This is a genomic window from Limisphaera ngatamarikiensis (assembly GCF_011044775.1).
GTDB classification, from domain to species: Bacteria; Verrucomicrobiota; Verrucomicrobiia; order Limisphaerales; family Limisphaeraceae; genus Limisphaera; species Limisphaera ngatamarikiensis.
The window spans coordinates 69,459-90,099 of record NZ_JAAKYA010000027.1; the positions used below are offsets into that span (position 1 = coordinate 69,459).

General features: G+C 65.7%; 15 protein-coding genes. 10 read left to right on the forward strand and 5 right to left on the reverse strand.

Annotation, left to right across the window (positions count from 1 at the left end):
* Window positions 1-201 precede the first annotated feature (201 nt).
* The 10 genes from G4L39_RS04645 (at window position 202) to G4L39_RS04690 (ending at window position 11,562) form a co-directional block, all read left to right on the forward strand.
* The gene (locus G4L39_RS04645; RefSeq protein ID WP_165106276.1) at window positions 202-1,167 is read left to right on the forward strand and encodes a PstS family phosphate ABC transporter substrate-binding protein; all 966 of its coding nucleotides are present in this window, start codon (window positions 202-204) and stop codon (window positions 1,165-1,167) included.
* 42 nt (window positions 1,168-1,209) lie between these two features.
* A complete protein-coding gene (locus G4L39_RS04650; protein ID WP_165106277.1) occupies window positions 1,210-3,507 on the forward strand; it encodes an ABC transporter permease subunit in 2,298 nt (765 codons plus the stop codon).
* Window positions 3,508-3,511: 4 nt separating this feature from the next.
* On the forward strand, window positions 3,512-5,194 hold the full coding sequence (gene pstA, locus G4L39_RS04655; RefSeq protein WP_240893803.1) for a phosphate ABC transporter permease PstA: 1,683 nt from the start codon (window positions 3,512-3,514) through the stop codon (window positions 5,192-5,194).
* 44 nt (window positions 5,195-5,238) lie between these two features.
* A complete protein-coding gene (gene pstB, locus G4L39_RS04660; RefSeq protein ID WP_165106280.1) occupies window positions 5,239-6,105 on the forward strand; it encodes a phosphate ABC transporter ATP-binding protein PstB in 867 nt (288 codons plus the stop codon).
* 13 nt (window positions 6,106-6,118) lie between these two features.
* Window positions 6,119-6,802 (forward strand): phosphate signaling complex protein PhoU, encoded by a 684-nt coding sequence (gene phoU, locus G4L39_RS04665; RefSeq protein WP_165106282.1) that lies wholly within the window; start codon window positions 6,119-6,121, stop codon window positions 6,800-6,802.
* 4 nt (window positions 6,803-6,806) lie between these two features.
* Window positions 6,807-7,490, forward strand: a complete 684-nt coding sequence (locus G4L39_RS04670) for a response regulator (RefSeq protein WP_165106283.1) — start codon at window positions 6,807-6,809, stop codon at window positions 7,488-7,490.
* 30 nt (window positions 7,491-7,520) lie between these two features.
* On the forward strand, window positions 7,521-8,762 hold the full coding sequence (locus G4L39_RS04675) for a sensor histidine kinase (protein ID WP_165106284.1): 1,242 nt from the start codon (window positions 7,521-7,523) through the stop codon (window positions 8,760-8,762).
* A 661-nt stretch (window positions 8,763-9,423) separates the two neighbouring features.
* Window positions 9,424-9,903 (forward strand): gamma-glutamyl-gamma-aminobutyrate hydrolase family protein, encoded by a 480-nt coding sequence (locus G4L39_RS15360; RefSeq protein ID WP_165106286.1) that lies wholly within the window; start codon window positions 9,424-9,426, stop codon window positions 9,901-9,903.
* Window position 9,904: 1 nt separating this feature from the next.
* Window positions 9,905-10,201 carry a gamma-glutamyl-gamma-aminobutyrate hydrolase family protein gene (locus tag G4L39_RS15365; protein WP_343203298.1) on the forward strand — a complete coding sequence of 99 codons (297 nt, stop codon included), beginning with the start codon at window positions 9,905-9,907 and terminating at the stop codon, window positions 10,199-10,201.
* Window positions 10,198-11,562, forward strand: coding sequence for a sigma-54-dependent transcriptional regulator (locus G4L39_RS04690; protein ID WP_165106289.1), 1,365 nt, complete (start codon window positions 10,198-10,200; stop codon window positions 11,560-11,562). The genes G4L39_RS15365 and G4L39_RS04690 overlap by 4 nt, the downstream gene beginning before the upstream one ends.
* Before the next feature lie 96 nt (window positions 11,563-11,658).
* On the opposite strand, the gene G4L39_RS04695 is transcribed toward G4L39_RS04690, so the two are convergent.
* The 5 genes from G4L39_RS04695 to G4L39_RS04715 form a co-directional block, all read right to left on the reverse strand.
* Window positions 11,659-14,835 carry an efflux RND transporter permease subunit gene (locus G4L39_RS04695; RefSeq protein WP_165106290.1) on the reverse strand — a complete coding sequence of 1,059 codons (3,177 nt, stop codon included), beginning with the start codon at window positions 14,833-14,835 and terminating at the stop codon, window positions 11,659-11,661.
* 14 nt (window positions 14,836-14,849) lie between these two features.
* A complete protein-coding gene (locus G4L39_RS04700) occupies window positions 14,850-16,136 on the reverse strand; it encodes an efflux RND transporter periplasmic adaptor subunit (protein WP_165106291.1) in 1,287 nt (428 codons plus the stop codon).
* Window positions 16,133-17,461: an efflux transporter outer membrane subunit gene (locus tag G4L39_RS04705; protein WP_165106293.1), complete on the reverse strand. Its 1,329-nt coding sequence runs from the start codon at window positions 17,459-17,461 to the stop codon at window positions 16,133-16,135. Before G4L39_RS04705 ends, G4L39_RS04700 begins: the two co-directional genes overlap by 4 nt.
* A gap of 269 nt (window positions 17,462-17,730) precedes the next feature.
* Window positions 17,731-18,735, reverse strand: coding sequence for a 3-keto-disaccharide hydrolase (locus G4L39_RS04710; protein ID WP_165106294.1), 1,005 nt, complete (start codon window positions 18,733-18,735; stop codon window positions 17,731-17,733).
* Window positions 18,736-18,959: 224 nt separating this feature from the next.
* On the reverse strand, window positions 18,960-20,641 hold a 1,682-nt coding region (locus G4L39_RS04715; RefSeq protein ID WP_165106295.1), incomplete at its 5' end, for a LamG domain-containing protein.

Here is a 20,641-nt window from a genome sequence, read left to right on the forward strand (position 1 = left end):
GACCTTCGCCATCCGATGACGTCACAGAGTTGTAACACAATCGTCAAAAAACCGTGATCCGGCTCCCGGAGGTTGAAGGCGGGGCGGAGAACTGCCCCAACCGACCGGTCGGCCGTGCTTCCGTGTGTGGGGAACGGCGCCGCCGGGCGGCGGTTGAACCGGTCGGGGACACAACAAGCGAAGAAAGGCATGAGGAAGACCATGAGCAGGATTGGATGGAAGGTTGTGGCGGCCGCCGTGAGTGGGCTGGCTTGGGCGGTGTGGGCTGCGCCGGTGCAGGTAGATCCGGACCTGCCGGTGTACCAGCGCGTGCCCGGGGTGTCCGGGAACCTGAACTCGATCGGGTCGGACACGCTCAACAATCTCATGACCTTTTGGGCCGAAGGGTTTCAGGCCCTTTACCCCAACGTGCGGATCCAAGTGGAGGGCAAGGGTTCCTCCACAGCCCCGCCGGCCCTGATCGAGGGCACCTCCCAGTTGGGCCCAATGAGCCGGGAGATGAAGGGGGCTGAAATTGACGCCTTTGAGCGGAAGTTCGGGTACAAGCCGACCGCCATCCGGGTGGCCATTGACACGTTGGCGGTGTTTGTGCACCGGGATAATCCGATCGAGTCGCTGACCCTGGCGCAGGTTGACAGCATCTTTTCGACCACCCGCAAGCGGGGCGGACCACCGGTTGAGCGTTGGGGGGATTTGGGGTTGACCGGGCCGTGGGCCAACCGACCCCTCTCGCTCTACGGGCGCAACAGCGCTTCCGGGACGTATGGCTTCTTCAAGGAGCATGCCCTGTTGGGCGGCGATTTCAAACCCCAGGTCAAGGAGCAACCGGGTTCCTCCTCGGTGGTGCAGGGTGTGGCGAACGATCCGGCGGGGGTGGGTTATTCGGGGATCGGGTACAGGACAAGCGGGGTGCGCGCGGTACCGTTGGTGGGGGCGGACGGTAAACCGCACGAGCCGACCTTGGAGAACGCGCTGAACGGGGATTATCCCCTGGCCCGTTTTCTCTACATTTACGTCAACAAGCCGCCGGGGCGACCCCTGGACCGGCTGACGGCGGAGTTCCTGCGTTACGTGCTGTCGCGGGCGGGTCAGGAGGTGGTCGTCAAGGACGGCTACTACCCGTTACCGGCTGCCGTGGTGGAGGAGGAACTCAAGAAACTGGAGTAAAGCCCGCAGCCATCGGGTAAACCCGGGGACGGGCACCTGTTCATGTCAGAATCCATTCTGACATCGCCCCAGCAAAGCTCGGTGCCGCGCCGGTACGAGGCGTCGCGGAGCATCCTTTTATGGGACCGGTTCATGAACCGGTTCATCACGGTGGGAGGGCTCGCCATCATCGCCGCCGTGCTCGGCATTTTTGTGTTCATCCTCTGGCAGGTGTTGCCGTTGTTTCGGCCGGCGCGGGTGATATCAATGCGGGAGTTCTCCCTGCCGGTGGGGGGAGCCGTCCTGATGGGATTGGACGAGCACGGGCGCACGGCCTTCTGGTTGGACGCAGAGGGGACCCTCCACTTTACGGACCTGGAAACCGGTCAACGATTCCCCGGTCGGTCGTTATGGGGAGGCCGACAGGTCCGACTCACGGCGTGGCGGTATCATCCGGGCCGGCAGGAGATTCTCTGTGCAACCGCGGAGGGCGAGGTGGAGCGGGTGGCCCTCCGCTTTCCCGCGCCCACGGGGACTTCCACGGCGACGGTGGCAGAGCCGCAAGTGGAGACCCAGATGCTACCGGAGCTGGCCAGCAAAGGGTATCCGGTCCGGGCGGTCGATTATGGAGACAGCGGGACCGACAAGTTGCTGGCGGTGGTGCAGGAAGTGGACGGCCGTCAGGAAGTACGGGCGGCGCTGCTGACGCAGACGCGCGGGTTGTTGGGTGCGGGTCGGATCCGTGTGGCCGCCACGTACGATCTCAGTGGGCAAATCACCGGGCGGGTGGACCGGTTGCTGGTGGACCGGGACGCCGCCAGCGTGGTGGCGGCGACGGAATCGGGCACCGTTTATTACTTTCGGCGGGAGGGGCAACAATTGGAGCTGCGCCAGGTGTTTCGGCCCTTTGCCGATCGGCCGCACCCGGGCGTGGCGTTCATGGAGTATCTGCTGGGCGATGTGACCCTGGTGCTGGCCAACCCCGAAGGGGTCCTTCGCCTGTACTCGCTCTACCGGCCCGAAGGCCGGTCAGACCGTGTGTTTGGTCCGATTCATTCGTTTCCCTCCCTGCCGGGTGCCCCCGGATTTTTTGCCGCCAGTCAACGAAACAAGGCCTTTTTGGTCGGGCACCGTGGCGAGGTGCGCCTGTGCTATGCCACCACGGAAACCATCCGGTGGACGGGGCAATGGCCGGAGCCGATCCGGTTGTGCGCCATCAACAGCAAGTACGATAGGATTGCTCTCTGGGATGAGACGGGCCGGCTTCGGCTGTTGCGGCTGGACGATCCGCATCCGGAAGCGGGGTGGCGGGCGTTTTTCGGACGGATCTGGTATGAGGGGGCGGACCGGCCGCGATACGAGTGGCAATCCACGGGCGGGTCCGACGCGTTTGAACCCAAGCTTTCGATGGTGCCGCTGATTGTGGGGACGCTGAAGGGGACGTTTTATGCAATGTTGTTTGCGGTGCCGGTGGCGTTGCTGGGGGCGCTGTATGTGTCGCAGTTTGCTCCGCCCGGGTTTCGGGGGGTGGCCAAGCCGGTGATGGAGGTGATGGCATCGCTGCCCTCGGTGGTTCTGGGATTTCTGGGGGCGTTGTGGCTGGCGCCGCGCATCGAGACGCGGGTGCCCTCGCTGCTGATGATTTTTCTGCTGGTGCCGTTAACGGCGCTGTTGATGGGAGCCGTCTGGTCGCGCCTGCCCATCCGCTGGCGGGCGCAGGTGCCGGCCGGCTGGGAGTTCCTGGCTCTGGCTCCGGTGCTGTTGGGTGCGGTCTGGGCCGGGTGGGGGCTGGGGCCGGTGGTGGAACGCTGGGTGTTTGTGGTGGCGGATCCGGTCACGGGCGAACGGGTGGCGGATTTTCGCCTTTGGTGGCCCTGGTTCACGGGGGCGGATTTTCAACAGCGCAACTCGGTGGTGGTGGGGTTCATGATGGGTTTTGCGGTCATCCCCATCATTTTCACGCTGGCGGAGGATGCGCTGTCCAATGTGCCGGCCACACTACGGAGCGCTTCGCTGGCGCTGGGAGCGAGCCGGTGGCAAACCGCGCTGTACGTCGTGGTACCCACGGCGGCCGCCGGCATTTTTTCAGCGCTGATGGTCGGGTTGGGCCGGGCGGTGGGCGAGACCATGATCGTGGTCATGGCCACGGGGAACACGCCCATCCTGAGTTTCAACCCGTTTTCCGGGATGCGCACGCTGTCGGCGAACCTGGCCGTGGAACTCCCGGAGGCTCCCCATCACAGCACGCTGTATCGGGCGCTGTTTTTGGGGGCGTTGTTGTTGTTCGTGTTCACGTTTTTGATTAACACCGCGGCGGAGGTGCTCCGCCAGCGGTTGCGGGAACGGTTCAAGAATCTCTGAAGCCATGGCGGATCGCAGCTTCCTGACAATGCCGCGCGTCCGAGTGCCGGGGGAGCCCTGGGTCTGGTTCACGGCCGTGGGTTTGACGCTGGGCTTGGCGATGATTCTGGGTTTGCTGGGCCTGGTGTTGGTGGAGGGGTTGAGGGCGTTCTGGCCGCGGCGGGTTTGGGAGCTGACGTTGCGGCCGGCCGGAGAGGGCGCGGCACCGGTGCGGCTGGTGGGCGAACGGGTGCGGGATCGTGAGAAGGCGGGCGTCCTGCCATCGGCCGTGGGGGCAAAACCTGTGCCCCGGGAATGGCAAATGTTCCTGGGGAACAAGGAGGTCTACGGCCAGTCCTTCCGGTACGTGGACGTGGCCGACATTGCCGAGGTGCGGTTGGCGCGGGGGATCCTGCGTTTCGAGCGAACCGAGTACGGGCCCCTGTTGGCGTATCCGGTGGCCGTGGAGGTTCCGGGCATGGAGCCCCTGACGGCGGAGCACCCGGAGTTTTTCACCACGCTGGACCGGTTGCTGGAGGAGGCACGGCAGCGGCGGCTGGAAATTCGCCGTTTGGAAAAGCGCGAGATCGGGCGCATCAACCGCGAGATGGAATCGCTGCACCTGGAATTGCGAAGATGGGAGGTTCAGGGGGGTCCGCCCGGGCCTGCGGACGAGGCATGGCAGCAATTGACCCAACGGCTGGCCCGGCTGGAGGCACGGTATCAGACCCTGGCCGACCGCGCGCGCGTGTTGCGACAGGCCCAGGAACGCGACCAGTTGGTGTGCCGCCTGCCGGACGGACGCGAACTGCGCGTGCCCGTGGGACGCCTCCTGGCCTGGTACGCACCCAACGAGCTGGGCTTCAGGGGCCGTTTGCGGGTGTTTGCCTCGCGGGTCTGGGAGTTTTTGACGGAGGAACCGCGCGAAGCCAACACGGAAGGCGGGATTTTTCCGGCGATTTTCGGGACCTTTGTCATGACGGTGCTGATGAGTCTGGCGGTGACGCCCTTTGGGGTCCTGGCCGCGGTGTATTTGCGGGAGTACGCGCGCCAGGGGTGGTTCACCCGGGCAGTGCGCATCGCCGTGAACAACCTGGCCGGGGTACCTTCCATCGTGTTCGGCGTGTTCGGGCTCGGCTTTTTCGTGTATTTCCTGGGAGGTCAGGTGGACCGGCTGTTTTTTGCCGAGCGGCTGCCGACACCGACGTTCGGGACGGGGGGTCTGTTGTGGGCGAGCCTGACGTTGGCCCTGATGACCGTGCCGGTGGTTGTGGTGGCCACGGAGGAGGCGCTGGCCGCCGTGCCGCGTTCGGTCCGGGAAGGGTCGCTGGCCTGCGGGGCATCGCGCTGGCAGACGATCCAGCGGGTTGTGTTGCCGGCCGCGGCGCCGGGGATTTTGACCGGGTTGATCCTGGCGATGGCGCGCGGCGCGGGCGAAGTGGCGCCGCTGATGCTGGTGGGCGTGGTGAAGCTGGCCCCGGAACTGCCCATCAACACCACCTATCCCTACATCCACCTCGATCAAAAGTTCATGCACCTCGGGTTCCACATTTACGACCTGGGGTTCCAGTCGCCGGACAGTGATGCGGCGCAACCGATGGTGTTTGCCACCACGCTGTTCCTTCTGGCGTTGGTGATTACGCTCAACCTGACGGCCATCGGGATTCGCAATCATCTCCGCCGCAAGTACGCCTCGAGTGCCTTTTAGGAATGGAGCCCGTGCGCATGGTCGTTACATTTTCAACCAGCCGAATGACGATGGAGCAAAATCCCTCCCCAACGCCGGGGCCGACTTTGAACGTGAATGCTGCGGCAGGTGCCGCACCGGTCGGCACCCCTGCAGGCACCGCCGCGGACGGGTCGGACCCGCGCCTCATCCAGATCGAGAACTACGATTTCTTCTACGGGACGCATCAGGTGTTGCACGGGGTTCACCTCGACATTCCGGAACGCCGGGTCACGGCGTTGATCGGACCGTCCGGTTGCGGCAAGACCACCCTGCTGCGGAGCATCAACCGCATGAACGACCTGATTGACGGGGCCCATCACCGCGGCGACATCCGCATCCGGGGCCAGAGCATCTTCGATCCTCACCTGGAGGTCATCGCCCTGCGGAAACGCATCGGCATGGTGTTTCAGAAATCGAATCCGTTCCCGAAATCGATTTTTGAAAACGTGGTCTATCCGCTGCGCGTGGCCGGCGTGCGGCAGCGGTCGGTCCTGGAAGAAACCGCGGAACGTTGTCTGCGGGCCGCCGCGTTGTGGGACGAGGTCAAGGACCGTCTGCACAGCAGCGCGCTGGGGTTGTCGGGCGGACAGCAACAGCGGCTGTGCATTGCGCGGGCGATTGCGAACGAACCCGAAATTCTGCTGATGGACGAGCCCTGTTCGGCCCTGGATCCCGTGGCCACCGCCCGCATCGAGGAACTCATTCTGGAGCTGAAGCAACGGTACACCATTGTCATCGTGACCCACAACATGCAGCAGGCGGCGCGCATCTCGGATTTCACCGCCTTTTTCTATCTGGGCCGTCTCATCGAGTGGGGGCCCACCGAGAGGATTTTTACCAGCCCGAAACACAAGCAGACGGAGGACTACGTGACCGGCCGGTTCGGCTGAGAAAAGGTGTGCCATGGAAATCCCGTTTGAGCGCGAGCTGCACGAATTGAACGAGCGACTCCTGACGATGGGCAGTCTGGCGGAACAGGCGGTGCACCGGGCGCTGCAAGCGTTCCAGAACCGGGACGCCGAGCTGGCCACCCGCGTGCGCGACGCCGACAGCATCCTGGACCGGCTGGAGGTGGAGGTGGACGAGCGGGCCATCGTGTTGTTGGCCAAGGCGCCCCTGGCACGGGACCTTCGCCTGGTCACCATGGCCATGAAGATTTCCCAGAACCTGGAGCGGATCGGCGATGAGGCCGCCAAGATCGCCAAACGTGCCCGCGCGCTGGCCCAGGAACCACCCGCCCGCATCGAGGTGGATCTGGAACCGCTGGCCCTGGAAGCCCGCAGCATGTTGAAGGCGGCCCTGGACGCCTTTGTCCAGCGCAGCGCCGACGTGGCCCGCGCCCTGATCCCGCGCGACCAGGCGGTGGACGCCACCCACAAGGCCATCCGGGAAAAGCTCATCCTGCACATGCAACAACATCCCGAGGCGGTGCCGCAGTGTCTGGAGGTCCTCACGGTGGCCAAATGCCTCGAGCGCATCGCGGACCACGCCACCAACATCGCCGAGGACGTGGTCTACCTGTGCGAGGCCGCCGACATCCGGCACACCGGCAAATCCGCCTCTTCATCCCCGACGAACGCGGTCTGAGATTATGGCAACCAAACCGTGCATCCTGGTGGTGGACGACGAGCCGGAGACGCTCGAGCTGGTGGAGATTCATCTGCGCCAGGCCGGGTTCGAGGTCATCGGGGCGGAGGATGGCGCGACAGCGCTGCAAAAGGCCCGGGCCCGTCTGCCCCAGCTCATCGTGCTGGACCTGATGTTGCCCGAGGTGGACGGTCTGGAAGTGTGCAAGCTGCTGCGCCGCGATCCCGCCACGGCCTCCATCCCCATCCTGATGCTGACGGCCCGGGCCACGGAGGTGGACCGTGTGCTGGGCCTGGAACTGGGTGCGGACGATTACGTCACCAAACCGTTCAGCCCGCGCGAACTGGTGCTGCGGGTGCGCAAGCTCCTGGAACGCAGGCAACCCGCCGAGACCACGGAAATCCTGCGCTTTCAGGACCTGGAAATCGACATCCCGGCGCACCAGGTCAAGGTGCAGGATCAGCCGGTCAACCTCACCGCCACGGAATTCAAATTGCTGGTCACCCTGGCGCAGCGCCGGGGCCGCGTCCAGAGTCGCGAACAACTGCTGCGCGACGTGTGGGATTACGCACCCACGGTGGACAGCCGGACCGTGGACACCCACATGCGACGACTGCGGGAGAAACTCGGACCGGCGGCACGGCACCTGGAGACGGTGCGCGGTGTGGGGTACCGGTTTGCCCCTTGATCTTTCCGGCCGCGGGGTCATGGTGAGGCAATGCTGTCGTGGGTGCTTTGCGCGTTGCTGCTGGGGGCGCTGGTGGGGGTGCACCTTGCCTGGCGCCGCCGTCACCTGCACCTGCTGGAGGTCCACCAACGCGCACGGGCGCGCTGGGAGGCGATGCACCTCCAGTTGGCCGAGGAGGCACAAACCCGCCTGACCGCGGTTTTGCACAACTTGAGCGAGGGCATCCTGTTGTTGGACGAGGAAAACCGGGTGGTGCTGGCCAACCCGGCCTTTCGCACGCTGCTGCAGCCGGGGATGCCGCCCGAGGGTCAAACCCTGATGGCGGTCACGCGATGGCCCGAGCTGGGCGAGCTCACCGCCCAATTGAACCCCGACCAGCCTGCGCTGACGCGGGAACTGGTCTGGAGCGGCCCGCCCGAACGATGGTTGCGGGTCAGTGCCGCCGCCCTCTTCCAGGCGGATGGACGCCGGCTTTACACCATCCTGGTATTCCACGACGTCACCCGCATCCGGCAGCTGGAACGGGTCCGCCAGGAGTTCGTGGCCAACGTGAGCCACGAGTTGCGCACGCCCCTGTCGCACATCAAGGGCTATGTGGAAACCCTCCTGTCGGGCGCCGCGACGGATCCGGCCCTCCAATTGCGTTGTTTGCAAACCATCGCCCGCAACGCCAACCGTCTGGAACTGCTCATCGAGGACCTGCTCACCCTGGCGCAACTCGAGTCCGGCCAGGTCACGTTGCAACTCCAACCGCTGAGTCTCCGGGAGTTTGTGGACAAGATGCTCCAGGAGTTCCAGCCGCGGGCGGCCGCCCGCCGGGTCAGCCTGGAAAACGCAGTTCCGCCCTGGACGGTCCAGGCCGATCCCCTGCGGTTGGAACAGGTGCTGGCCAACCTCCTGGACAACGCCATTAAATACGGTCGCACGGAGGGGCACGTGACCGTGTGGGCCCGGGCGGACTCACCGGGCGAGGTGACCGTGGCAGTCACGGATGACGGCCCCGGCTTGCCCCCGGAGGCGTGTCAGCGGGTCTTCGAACGGTTTTACCGCGTGGACAAGGCACGTTCCCGGGAGCAGGGCGGCACCGGCCTGGGCCTGGCCATCGTCAAACACATCGTCCAACGCCATGGCGGCCGGGTCTGGGTCGAAAGCCGACCCGGCCACGGTGCCACCTTCTATTTCACCCTGCCCCGCGCCCCGGAATCAGGCCCGCCGCCCGATCTCCCGGCCACAGGACAGGCAACCACGACCCCGACAGCCCCGGAACGTTGAACCGATCAGGGACCCCGGCCGGGGCCGCGCAGGAGGCAGGGCTGCCCGACTCCATGCCCGGCGCCCCGGCAAGGTTTACGCCTTCCATCATGCGGGCCATGTCGCCCGGTGGTCCGCGCAGGCCGGGCGGGCCCGTCGGGAGGAAAAAGCATTGCACCAGAGCCGACATGGACCCATCACCCCACAGCCTGTGGCGGTCAGACCTGCTTCCGACCTTGCACGGGTTGGTGGAGGGGTTTGTCGGCGGCGGGTCGGGGGCGATTGGGATCAGCCACCGGCAAGGTGGGCGGCGTGTCAACTGTCGCGCATTTCGCGTCGTCCACCTTTCTCGCGGTGCTGTGGGCTCCGTGCAGACATGGTTGGGCGGGCTCCGCCCAGTAACACAATGGGGAAATTCCGCGTCCCCGGAGCACGCCGGTGCTGCGGGTTCCAGGAGCACGTTTCTCGCGCAGGGGATCCATGGCTTTCCGGACCTTTTCCCGCCGACCCGGTCTTTTGGTTCGCGCGTACCGCGTGGGGAGTGGCCAGACCTCTGGCCCGGGTCTGGTGGGCGCCCCGACAACCTCCGGGCCGTGGTTCCGGTCCGGGGACAACCCCGGCCCGCCACTCCCGCAGTGTCGAACACCTCGCAAGATTCCGGACCGTCGGGTAGAATCCCGGCGTGGGCAGGAAGCCGCTGGTTCTGGTAACGGCCGATGTCGACCCGGAGGGAACGGAGTTCGGGGATCACTCGGTCAGCCTGGCTTGGGCCTACGGCCTGGCCTTGGAACAGGCGGGGGCGTTACCGGTGGTTTTGCCCGCAGTTGTCGGGGAGACCACGATCCGGGACCTGGTGGCCCGGTGCGATGGTGTGCTGCTCACCAGCGGCGGCGATTTGAATCCCCGGCTGTACCGCACCGGGTTGCCCGCCCGCCTGCAGCAGACGGTCCAACCCACGCCCGATCACGGCTGGCGCGATCTGACGGAACGTCGGGTGCTCCGAGAGGTGTTTGACCAGCGCAAGCCCCTGCCGGTGATCTGCCGGGGGCATCAACTACTGAATGTGGCCCTGGGCGGGACGCTGATTGTGGGATTTGCCCGTGCAGCGGCCCCGGGGATTGAATCATCACCGACCGGATCGCAAGGACGACGTCGTTCATGACGTGCGGTTGACACCCGGCTCCCGGCTTCACAGTATAACCCGGAAGCAGGTGCTCGGGGTCAACAGTACGCATCACCAGGCCGTGAACCGTGTCGCCGGCCTGTTACGGGCGACGGCCACGAGCCCGGACGGTGTCATTGAGGGACTGGAACTGGCGCCGGCCCATCGCCGTGTATTGCCGTTCCTTCTGTCCGTACAGTTTCATCCCGAGCGGTTGCAGGGGCGGTATCCGGAACATCGGGCCATTTTCGAGGCTTTCGTACAGGCCTGTGCAGCCCGGGGAACACCAACGCTATGAAGGCGAGAATCCTCCTGGTAGATGACGACCCGGACATGCGGGAGCTGGTCGGGACCTTTCTCAGCCAGAACGACTACGAAGTCCTGACCACCGACAGCGCCGCCGGGCTGCGGAGCCTTTTGGATGCGGAGGCGCCCGACGTGGTGTTGCTGGACTATAAGTTGCCCGAATTGGCCGGGGGCCCCCCGGAGGACATCGGCCTGACGCTCATGCCCACCATCCGGCATCGCTGGCCCGAGGCGGAAATCATCATCCTCAGCGGGCACGGCACGTTGGACGTGGCACTGGAGGCGGGGCGGCTGGGCGCCTACACGTTCATCAGTAAACCGTTCGAGCTGGGGAAGCTCCTGGCCGACCTGCAGTGCGCCCTCGAACACAAGGCCCAGCAGGCCGAGGCCAGCGCCCTGCGCGATGCCCTGGCCACCTTCAGCGGTGCGAATTCGCCCGTGTTCAAAAGCGCCGCCATGCAGGCGGTCATCCGCACCGTGGAACGGATCGCGCCCACGGATGTCACCGTGCTGATCACGGGCGAGAGCGGCACCGGCAAGGAGGTCATTGCCGACCTTTTGCACAGCCTGAGCCGGCGCAACAAAAACCGGATCATCGAGGTCAATTGCGCCGCCCTGCCGCGTGAGCTGATCGAAAGCGAGCTGTTCGGTTCCGTCAAGGGAGCCTACACCGGCGCGCACACGGATCGCGAGGGACTCTTCCGACAGGCCGAAGGGGGTACCCTCTTCCTGGACGAAATCGCCGAGATGCCCGTGGACACCCAGAGCAAACTGCTCCGCGTGCTCCAGGATCAGGAGGTGCGTCCCGTGGGCGGCAAAACCACCTACAAAACCAATTGCCGGATCATCACCGCCACCAACCGCGACCCTCAGGAGGCCATGAAACAGGGCAAACTGCGCGAGGACCTCTACTACCGCATCAGCACCGTGTCCATTCACCTGCCCCCCCTGCGCGAACGCCGTGACGACATCCTGCCCCTCGCACAGGCCTTCCTCCGCCGGTTCAGTGCCCAGGCCAACCGCAACTTCATCGGCTTTACCCCCGCGGCCATCGAGCGGTTGATCAGCTTCGACTGGCCCGGCAACGTGCGCCAGCTCCAGAACGAAATCCAGCGGGCGGTCCTGCTGAGCGACGGGCCCATGATCGACGCGTCCGACCTTTCGATCACCCGCACACGCGACGAGTCCGACACCTCCGACACCAATTTCACCCTGCTGGAAGCGGTGGAACGCAACGCGATCATCCAGATGCTCCAGGCCACCGGAGGTAACAAGGTCGAGGCGGCCCGCCGCCTCGGTATCGGCCGGCAAACCCTGTACAACAAAATCAAGGCCTACGGCATCAAGGTGTAGCGCTGCGGCAGCCCCGCTGCGTGCCGGGTCCGGCGTCACCGCCAACCGCTCCGAGGTTTTCGCCCCCGGCCTCCCGCTGCGCGTTACAGGCTGCCCTCAGCCGCGAAACGACGCGGCTTCCGTTTCGACGGCTGTCCCGGCACCGACCGGTTGGGGTTGAACCCGTGGCCCGCCCCGGAACCAGCGCCGCACAGCGTTCAGGACGTCCTCATACAGAACGTACAGGCACGGCACCAAAATCAGCGAAATCAACGCGGCGAACAGAATCCCGTACCCGAGCGACAACGCCATCGGGATCATGAATCGGGCCTGTCGCGAGGTCTCAAAGATCATGGGCGCCAGCCCGCCGAAAGTGGTCAGCGTCGTCAACAGGACGGGCCGAAACCGGCGCAACGCCGCCTGATGGATGGCTTCCATGGGCGACTCACCCAACTCGCGCCGGCGATGGTTGGCATACTCGATGAGCACCAGCGCCCCGTTTACCACCACACCCGACAAAGCCACCATCCCCATCATGCTCATGACACTCAGGCTGTAGCCCATGATCAAATGCCCCAAAACTGCGCCGACGAGGCCAAACGGGATGCTGGCCATCACGATCAGCGGATGTCCGTAGCTCCGGAACGGCACGGCCAAAAGGAAGTAAATGGCCATCAGCGCCAGCGCAAAGCCGCCGTACAGGCTTTCCAGGCTTTCGGACATGTCCTGTTGCCGGCCGGCGTAACCGTAGCTGAGGCCGGGGAAATCGCGCGCCAGTTGGGGTAACAGGGTCCGGTCCAGCGTTTCCTTCACCTTGGACGTTTCACTGATCGGGTCCACATCGGCCGTGACCCGGACGGTACGGCGGCCGTCCCGTCGGAGGATTGCCGTATAGGCCCGGCCGCGGCTTGCCTCGACAATGTCGCGCAGCGGCACGTCCCGGCCCGATGGCGTGCGGATGAGGAGGTTTTCCAGGGTGAACTCGCGTCGGCGTTCCTCTTCCGGCAGGCGTACCAGCACCTTGACCTCGTTGCGCCCGCGCTGCTGGCGGAGTGCCTCGGCACCATAAAAGGCGTGCCGGATTTGCCGGGCCACCTCCTGCGGGGTCAGACCGAGCTGTCTCCCCTCGGGACGCAGAACGAAATCAAACTGGGGTTTGCCCGGGGTATACCCGTCATCCACGTCCCGGACATGGGGGAATTCTTCCAGCTGGGCGGCCAACCTTTCGCTGGCACGGTCCAGCACCTCGATGTTGCGATGACTGAGCTCGATGGTGAGGGCGGCGCCACCGCCCGGTCCGCCCCGATCGGAGTAGAACTGCAGGGCCTGGACCCCCACCACGGGGCCGACCCGTTCACGCCACAGCCGGGTGAATTCGGTGGTGGAGATGGGACGCTGTTTGGGGTCGGTGAGAAAGACCCGGATTTCCGCGGTGTTCTGGTTGATCACGCTGAGGAAACCGGTCACCAGGCGGTCGCCGCCGTGTTCCTCCGCCACGGCGCGGGCCGCCTGCAGCAACCGATCGCGCACCTCGGCCACGCGCGACACGGGGCTCCCGTACGGGAGCGTGGCCGCTGCATAGGCGAAATCCGATTCGATGCGCGGCATGAGGATCAAACCCATCCGGCCGCTGACCACCCAGGCCGCCACCACCATCCAAACGGCACAGGCCACGGCCACGGTCAGCAAACGCCGCCGCAGACACGCGGCCAGAAACGGGCCGAACCGCCGTTCGACCCAGCGGGTGAACGCCAGTCCGAACGCCTGTTGCCAGTGGTGCAGCCGGGCGGTCAGGCCGGTGCGGGGTCGGCTCGCCGTGTGGGCCAGGTGCGAGGGCAACACCAGCAACGACTCAACCCACGAAATGACAAACGCCGTGACAACCACCAGCGGGATCACCCGCCAGATTTTCCCGAACTCTCCCGGCATGAAGTACAGCGGCAGAAACGCGACAATGTTGGTGAGGATACTGAAGGCCACGGGCACGGCCATCTCCCGTGCGCCCCGGATGGCGGCGGTGACAAAATCCACGCCGCGCTGGCGCAGTGCGTAAATGTTTTCCCCCACGATGATGGCATCATCCACCACGATCCCCAGGGCCGTGATATAGGCGAACATGGAGATCATGTTGATGGTGACCCCCATGCCGGGCAGCAGGATCAGCGAACCCAGGAACGACACCGGGATCCCCATCATCACCCAGAACGCCAGCTTGAACTCCAGGAACAACCCCAGCAGCAGCAGCACCAGGCAGAGCCCGTAAAACCCGTTCTTCACCAGCAGTTCCAGCCGCTGGCGGTACACCTCCGAACTGTCGCTGCGAATGCTGCACTGGATCCCCGGCGGCAGCCGGGGCCGGATTTCCTCGAGGATTTCGCGCACGGCATTGGACACGCTGATGGGCGTCTGCCGTCCCACACGGTACACGGCCAGGCTCACCGCCGGCTGCCCGTTGAAGGTTGCCTCGATGTCCACGTCCTGGAAGCCTTCGCGCACCTGCGCAATGTCGCCCAGCCGCACGACACTGCCGGACGCGCTGGTGATGATGGGAATATCCGCAAACTCCCGCGCCCAGTCGCGTCGTTCCTTGAACCGGACCAGCACCTCACCGGCCGGTGTTTTCAGACCGCCTCCCGGCACTTCGACCGAGGTGGCGGCGATGCGCGCAGCGATCTCCCCCAGGGTCAGCCCGTAGGCGCGCAAATGGTCCCCGGGCACCTCCACATGAACCTCGTAGTTGCGCGCCCCGAGGAAATCCACCTGGGTGATCCGGGGATCCTGCAGCAGACGGTCCCGGATCTCCTCGGCCACGTTGCGCAAGGTCCATTCGCTGGCGTCCCCGTGCACGGCCAACACCACCACCTCCCGCCGCCGCATCACCAGCTCCACCTCCGGCTCCTCTGCGTCCCGCGGGAAGGTGATGATGCGGTCAATCGCCTGTTTGATGTCCATGTAGGCTTTCTGGGTGTTGGCGTCCCCGAGCAGTTCCACCTCCACCGTGCCCATGCCCTCGGAGGCGCGCGCCCGAACCTCCTTGACCCCTTCCAGCCCCCGCACCGCCTCCTCAATGGCCAGAATGATCCCCTGTTCGACCTCCTCGGGACTCGCACCCGGGTAGGCCACGCGGACCATGACCAGGTCCGTCTCAAACTCGGGGAACACCTCCTTCCGGATCCGCAAACTCATCACCAGGCCGCCCACCAACAAAAACAACATGAGCAGGTTGGGCGTCACCCGGTTGTGCACCATCCAGGCGATCGGTCCACGGGAGAGATGGGAGTCGGCCGGTGTCATGGACGCGCCTCCGGTCAGGTGCCGGTGGAGGGCACCCGTGCACCCGCCCCTGCCGTGGTGGACACCGCAGGGGACGGCTCCCCGCCGCCGGCCACGCGCAACGGCAGGCCGGGCACGGCCGCAGGCAGTTCACTGATCACAATCCGTTCACCCTCGCGCAAACCCCCCGTCACCCACAACGAATCCGGCCCCCGAAACGCCACCTCCACCGACCGGATTTCCAGTTCGTCCCGTTCGTTCATGATCCAGAGCTGATCACCGTCGCGGAACCACCGGCGATCGATCACCGCTGCGCGAACAGTCCGACCCTGCAGCTCGAGCCGCACCGCATCCCCCAGCAACAACGGGGGTGGCCCGTCCGGCTGCGGTTCGCGACCCCACGGCCGTTCCACCGAGACCAGCAGCCGGGCCAGCCGACCCTGTTTCTCCAAATCGGGCAGCAGTTTCAGAATCACCCCCGACCACGCCGCACGGGCGGGTGAAGTCCCCACACGCCAAACCCGCGCCACCGACCCGGTTGAACTACTCCAGTTCGGAATGGCCAGCCAATGCAGGTCGTCCACGGGTACGGTGGTTTCGACCCAGTACTCGTCCGTGCCGGCCAGGGTGGCCACGGGCGTGGCGGGCGTCACCTGACTGCCCACGTTGACAAACCGTTCGCGCACCACGCAGTTGAAAGGGGCACGGACGACGGTTCGTTCAAGGTTGAGCCGGGCCTGTTCCAGCGCCGCCTCGGCCGCCTGCACACGGGCCTCCGCCTGCCGCAACTGCGGCATGCGCAGCACAAGGTCGCGATCCGCTTCCGGAATTTCACGGCCCAGCAGTTCGTACTCCTTGCGCGCCACGGCCTGCTGGCCCTGTTCCAGCGCCAGGGCACCCCGGGCCTGCACCAGTTCGCTCTCCCGCTGCGCCACCGCCAGTTGAAAGTCGCGGGGATCAATCCGCACCAGCTCAGCCCCCGCCTCAAACCGGCTGCCGGGCTGGAAGGTCTCGGCGATCCGGACAATTTCACCGGAAACGCGCGGATACAGGGTGACTTCCCGGGCCGGAATGACCGTGCCAAAGGCGGGTAACCGAACGGTTTCGAGGCCGAACCGGACGGGAACCACCTCGACCAACCGGGCCTGATGTTCCACGGGCCGGGGCCGCACGTGGGGTGCGGTGAGGATCAACCAGTACGCCGCACCCGCTCCGGCCCCCAGCACCAGCAACGGGAGCAAAAATCGGTAGATCCGTCGGACCGGGGAAACGGTCGAACCCTCTGTGATCCGGGGCTGGGATGCATGATGGGGCGGACTCATGACGACGGCACGGGATGCGATACGGTTTGCGGCGGTCCGGCAGCGGTGGCGGAGACCTGATCCAGCGGGTCGGGTCGGGGCAGGCTCCAGCCGCCCGCAAGGGCGCGGCAGAGCGTCACCCGTTGCAACCACAGGTCGCGCCGGGTCTCCAGCTCGGCCCGCTGCAGGCCCTGTTGGGTGAGCAGCGCGTCCAAAACCCGCAGGTAATCCACGGTGCCCTTGCTGTAACTGTCCCGAAGGCGGTCCACGGTGCGGTCCGCCAGCTCCAACTGCCGGCTTAAACTGGTGCGGAGACCTTCCAACTGTTGTTCCCGGATCAACGCGGTTTCAACCTCGGCCACCGCCTCCAGAGCGGCCTGACGAAAGGCGTGAAATCGCTCGGCCACCACCGCGCGGCGGTAATCCACCTCGGCCCGTCGTGCCCCGCCGTCCAGGATGGGTGCGGTCAGATTCGCCGCCAACGTCGCCAGCCACTGATCCAGCAACACGCGCGTGCTGTTGCCGTCGGTGCTGATCTGTGCCGACAGACTCAGGCGCGGAAACCGATCGGCCACCGCCGCAGCCAGACGCGCGTCGGCCGCCAACAGCGAATGATAACCGGCCTGCAAGTCCGGTCGGCGCAGGACCAGTTCGGCCGGCACACCGGTCTGCGGCAGCGGCGGCAGCGGTGGCAGTTCGGGGTCCGGTTCGGGGATGGGCTCGCCGGGTGCGCGCCCCAACAACACTGCGAGCTGTTGCCGCAGCAGTTCGGTCTGGGCCCGGGCCACCAGCAGGTTCCCATGCACACTCTCCACAACCTGACGCTGACGAAGCACGTCGGCGGCACCCACCTGGCCGCGTTCAAAACGCGCCTCCACCAACCGCAGCATGTTGGATTGCAGCACTGCCTGCCGCTCCCAGAGCGCCACCAGGGCACGTTGCGCCGCCCATTGGAACCAAACGGTGGCAATTTGGGCCGACAGGGTGAGTGCGGCGACCTGCACCTGGGCCCCGGCGGCATGTGCGTCTTGCAAGGCAGCCTCCCGCGTCGCCCGGACCCGCCCCCACACGTCCAGTTCGTATGCAGCCGCAGCCCCCAAAAAGAGGTCGGCGGCCGATCGACTGGTGGCACGGCCGCCGGGGGCTTCGAACCTCTCATGGGTGCGGCTGGCCTGGCCGCGAGCGTCGAGGGTGGGCCACAATCCCGCTCCGGCTTTCCGGGCCAGGGCCTGGGCCTGCTCCAGCCGCGCCCACACGGCCAGCAAGCCGGGTTGTTCTCCCAGGGCCTGCTCAATCAGCCCCGACAGCACCGGATCACCAAGATCCCGCCACCATGGTTCTGGCATGGGGTCCGAACCGGAGCGGCTGAACGTTTCCGGCAACCGGACAGAGGGCGGACCAGACCGGGTGGCGTGGACACAGCCGGCTCCCACCAGGAGCGTCAGCACCAGTGTCCAGGCACCCGCGGGGACAAGGTTGCGCGGACGAAACGGTTGAGGCCACGACCTCTGCACAGCATCACAGCTAGCAGATTCCCGGCCCGCGCAAAAGACGCCTCTTGCACCCGCCAACCGGTCCGGTCGGGAGGCCGGGGGAGCAACCCGTCCCGCCGGCGTTACTTCAGCACCGGTCGCAACACCAGGTTGCGATATTCCACGCTCGTGTGATCGCCCTGCAGGTAGATGGGGCCCGGTCGAAGTTCATCCGACCACAAAGCGCCGCCGGTACAACCCAACAACGGCTGGTTGTCGATGATTTTGCGCCCGTTCAAGATCACCGTCACGTGCCGGTCCACCAGCGTGATGTCGTAGGATTGCCATTCGCCGGCCGGTTTGGCCGCGTTTTCGGTGGGGGTAATGCGGCTGTAGATGGCACCCATGCCGTGCATGCTGGGCGGTTTGCCGAAGGAATCGGCCACCTGCACCTCGTAGATGCCGCGCAGGTAAATGCCGCTGTTGCCGTTGGGCGGCAGTCGCAGTTCGAGTCGCAGGTTGAAATCCTCGAATTCCCGTTCCGTGCGCAGGTTTGCATAGGCAATGTGGCCGCCCTCGGGCTGGGGCGCCTCGTTGATCAGGATCCCATCGGCGGCCCGCCAGCCGTTCCGTCCGCCGAACGGACGCCAGCCGGTCAGGTCGCGGCCGTTGAACAACACGATGGGCTCACCGAACCGGATCCGGCTCAGGTCGGGTCGCGGCGGCAGGGGCGGAATCGGTTTGCCGGTGAACTTCTGCGGCTCGGTCCAACCACCGCGCGTCTGACGGCGGGTGGTGAACTCCAACTGATCCCCAACCCAGCGCCCCTCGATGATCTCCTGCTCCCGGACGGTGACCTCGCGTCCTTCCGCGTTCTTCTCCTTGCGCTCGTGGATGCGCGTTACCACTAGGGTATCGCCGCGCACCTCGACGGCATCCACCGGCACCACACTGCCCGCGCTCCACATGATGGATCCCACCCAACCGCCGTTGGTGCGAACAATGCCCAGCCAGCCGGCACTCCCATCCGGCAGGGTGAGAGCATACCGACCTTCAAAATCGCGGGATGCAGCAGCCAACGTAACCGCGGCCAAACACAACGCCAGCAAAGCCGCCCGGGGACCAACCGGTTCAAAACATCGTTTCATGGGCGCCAGTGAACGTCAGCCGGGCCATCCACGCAAGTCCCGGACACCGCACCATGCCGGCGTCCGCCATGGCCGGGCACACGGATGGTCCGGCAAAAGAAGCCCTCCCTCTGAACATGGGCCCCGGATCAAAAAAGCCTGCGGACCGGTGCACGGACCGATCCGCAGGCGCGGGAGCCGAAAGCCCCTTTCAACCGCCCTGCCGGGCGTACCGCGGCCCCGCGTTACTGACGGGTCCGGTAGAACCGCATCGTCTCGCTCGGAGTCACCCGGAAGGGCGAGGCCGGGTTGCCAGGCACATCCGTCCATGGCCCGGTCACCGCCGGCGCATGCTGCAGCACGCCCCGGTTCCATTGCAGCTCAATCTGCGCGCCGACCTTCCGGACCGACAACACCGCAGGCTCGGTGGGGGCGAACAGGTAGGCCTTGGGCACGGTGGCGTTCCAACCGCCGGTGCTGAGATAGAAGTCGTCAAAGACGGCGCTGAAGCTGGCGCTGTTGCCCAGCACAATCAGCTTGTCCATGACCGGTCCCAGGCCGCCCAAGACCGGATCCACGTAGTACGGGTCGCGATCGGTCAGGTAATCCTGGAACAACAGCGTGCGTTCGGTGTCCCCTTCCTTCTGGATGTAGACCGAGAAGGTGTCGAACATGCCCACGTTTTCGTCGGCGTTGGTGATGTTGATCCAGACGTTGTAAACGACGCCGGGCTGGAGCGGCTCGGGGGCGAAGTCGGGCGGAGGGCTGGCGTTGTTGCCAAACCAGCCGTTGCGTGCCCCGATGTACCAGGAGTTGGTCTGGATCCCCAGCAGATCGTTCGTAAACGCCGTGAAGTACACCACCGGTCCGATGTTGAAGAACGCATCGCCGTAGCCCCGCATGCTCTTGTCGGTGATGCCCACCACGTTGGTGATCCCGGTGGCATTCGGCTCTCCGGCAATGACCCGGAAGAACAGCGTCCGGGCCTGGCCGGGCTGGATGGACAGATCACGCAACAGCAGGAATCCGACGCTGTTGGCGCTGGGCGTCCGCAGCGCGCGATGGCCGTTGGTGGTGATGACCCGGCCGGAATTGCCGGTGGCGTCGCTCCAGTACCCCTGCGGGGCCAATGGTCCTTCGGCGTACTGATCAAACGTGTCCAGCACCACCCAGTTCGGCGCCACGCCATCCACCACGGCCACCTGCGTGGTGGCCGACAATGTATCCAACCCGCGCCGGATGGTCAGAACCAGCGTCATGGGCTCCGTGACCGTCAGGGTTCGGCTGCCCACACCGGCCACGGTCTGTGCGGTGACGTCGCCCAGGGGCGTGATTTCCACCTGGGAAACGTCCCTGCTGACCTCCCAGCGCAGGGTGGTGGTGCCGCCGCGGACCACCGCCGGCAGATCCGTCCGGAACCGGCTGATCACCAGCGGCAACACCCGGGAGGGCGGGTTGGTGATGGGGGTTTGTTGCAGGATCTGGATTTCCTCCGGTGTGAGGGCCCGGTTCCAGAGCGCCACCTCGTCAATCAACCCGGTAAACCAGGCCGAGGCCGCCGCCCGCCGCACCATCCCAACGGCCGTGACCATCGCCGTCAGCGGCCGTACCGGCGTGATCTCCACCGGATCCGGCAGCCCATCCACATACAACTGCGCCCGGTACAGCCCCGGTCCCACCTGCCGCTGCACATACGCAATATGATGCCACGTGCCGTCAAAAGCCGTCCCCAACGAATGCCGATGATCCCCCACCGTCCCGCCCGTGTCGTTGCGAATGTAAATGTCCACCGTCCCGTCAGCCTCGCTGTTGTGCGTCCCAATGCTGAACATCGGATTGTTGTTGGTCAGCGAACCCTCGCAGAAAACCCGCCGATCCGACTGCACCGGCCCGTTGACCCACAGCGACACCGTAAAGTCCGGATGAT

Coding starts and splice junctions, on each gene's coding strand:
- G4L39_RS04650 (WP_165106277.1), top strand. CDS start 1,210: ATGTCAGAATCCATTCTGACATCGCCCCAGCAAAGCTCGGTGCCGCGC.
- G4L39_RS04670 (WP_165106283.1), top strand. CDS start 6,807: ATGGCAACCAAACCGTGCATCCTGGTGGTGGACGACGAGCCGGAGACG.
- G4L39_RS04705 (WP_165106293.1), bottom strand. CDS start 17,461: ATGCCAGAACCATGGTGGCGGGATCTTGGTGATCCGGTGCTGTCGGGG.
- G4L39_RS04690 (WP_165106289.1), top strand. CDS start 10,198: ATGAAGGCGAGAATCCTCCTGGTAGATGACGACCCGGACATGCGGGAG.
- phoU (WP_165106282.1), top strand. CDS start 6,119: ATGGAAATCCCGTTTGAGCGCGAGCTGCACGAATTGAACGAGCGACTC.
- G4L39_RS04710 (WP_165106294.1), bottom strand. CDS start 18,735: ATGAAACGATGTTTTGAACCGGTTGGTCCCCGGGCGGCTTTGCTGGCG.
- G4L39_RS04675 (WP_165106284.1), top strand. CDS start 7,521: ATGCTGTCGTGGGTGCTTTGCGCGTTGCTGCTGGGGGCGCTGGTGGGG.
- G4L39_RS04695 (WP_165106290.1), bottom strand. CDS start 14,835: ATGACACCGGCCGACTCCCATCTCTCCCGTGGACCGATCGCCTGGATG.
- G4L39_RS04645 (WP_165106276.1), top strand. CDS start 202: ATGAGCAGGATTGGATGGAAGGTTGTGGCGGCCGCCGTGAGTGGGCTG.
- pstA (WP_240893803.1), top strand. CDS start 3,512: ATGGCGGATCGCAGCTTCCTGACAATGCCGCGCGTCCGAGTGCCGGGG.
- G4L39_RS04700 (WP_165106291.1), bottom strand. CDS start 16,136: ATGAGTCCGCCCCATCATGCATCCCAGCCCCGGATCACAGAGGGTTCG.
- pstB (WP_165106280.1), top strand. CDS start 5,239: ATGACGATGGAGCAAAATCCCTCCCCAACGCCGGGGCCGACTTTGAAC.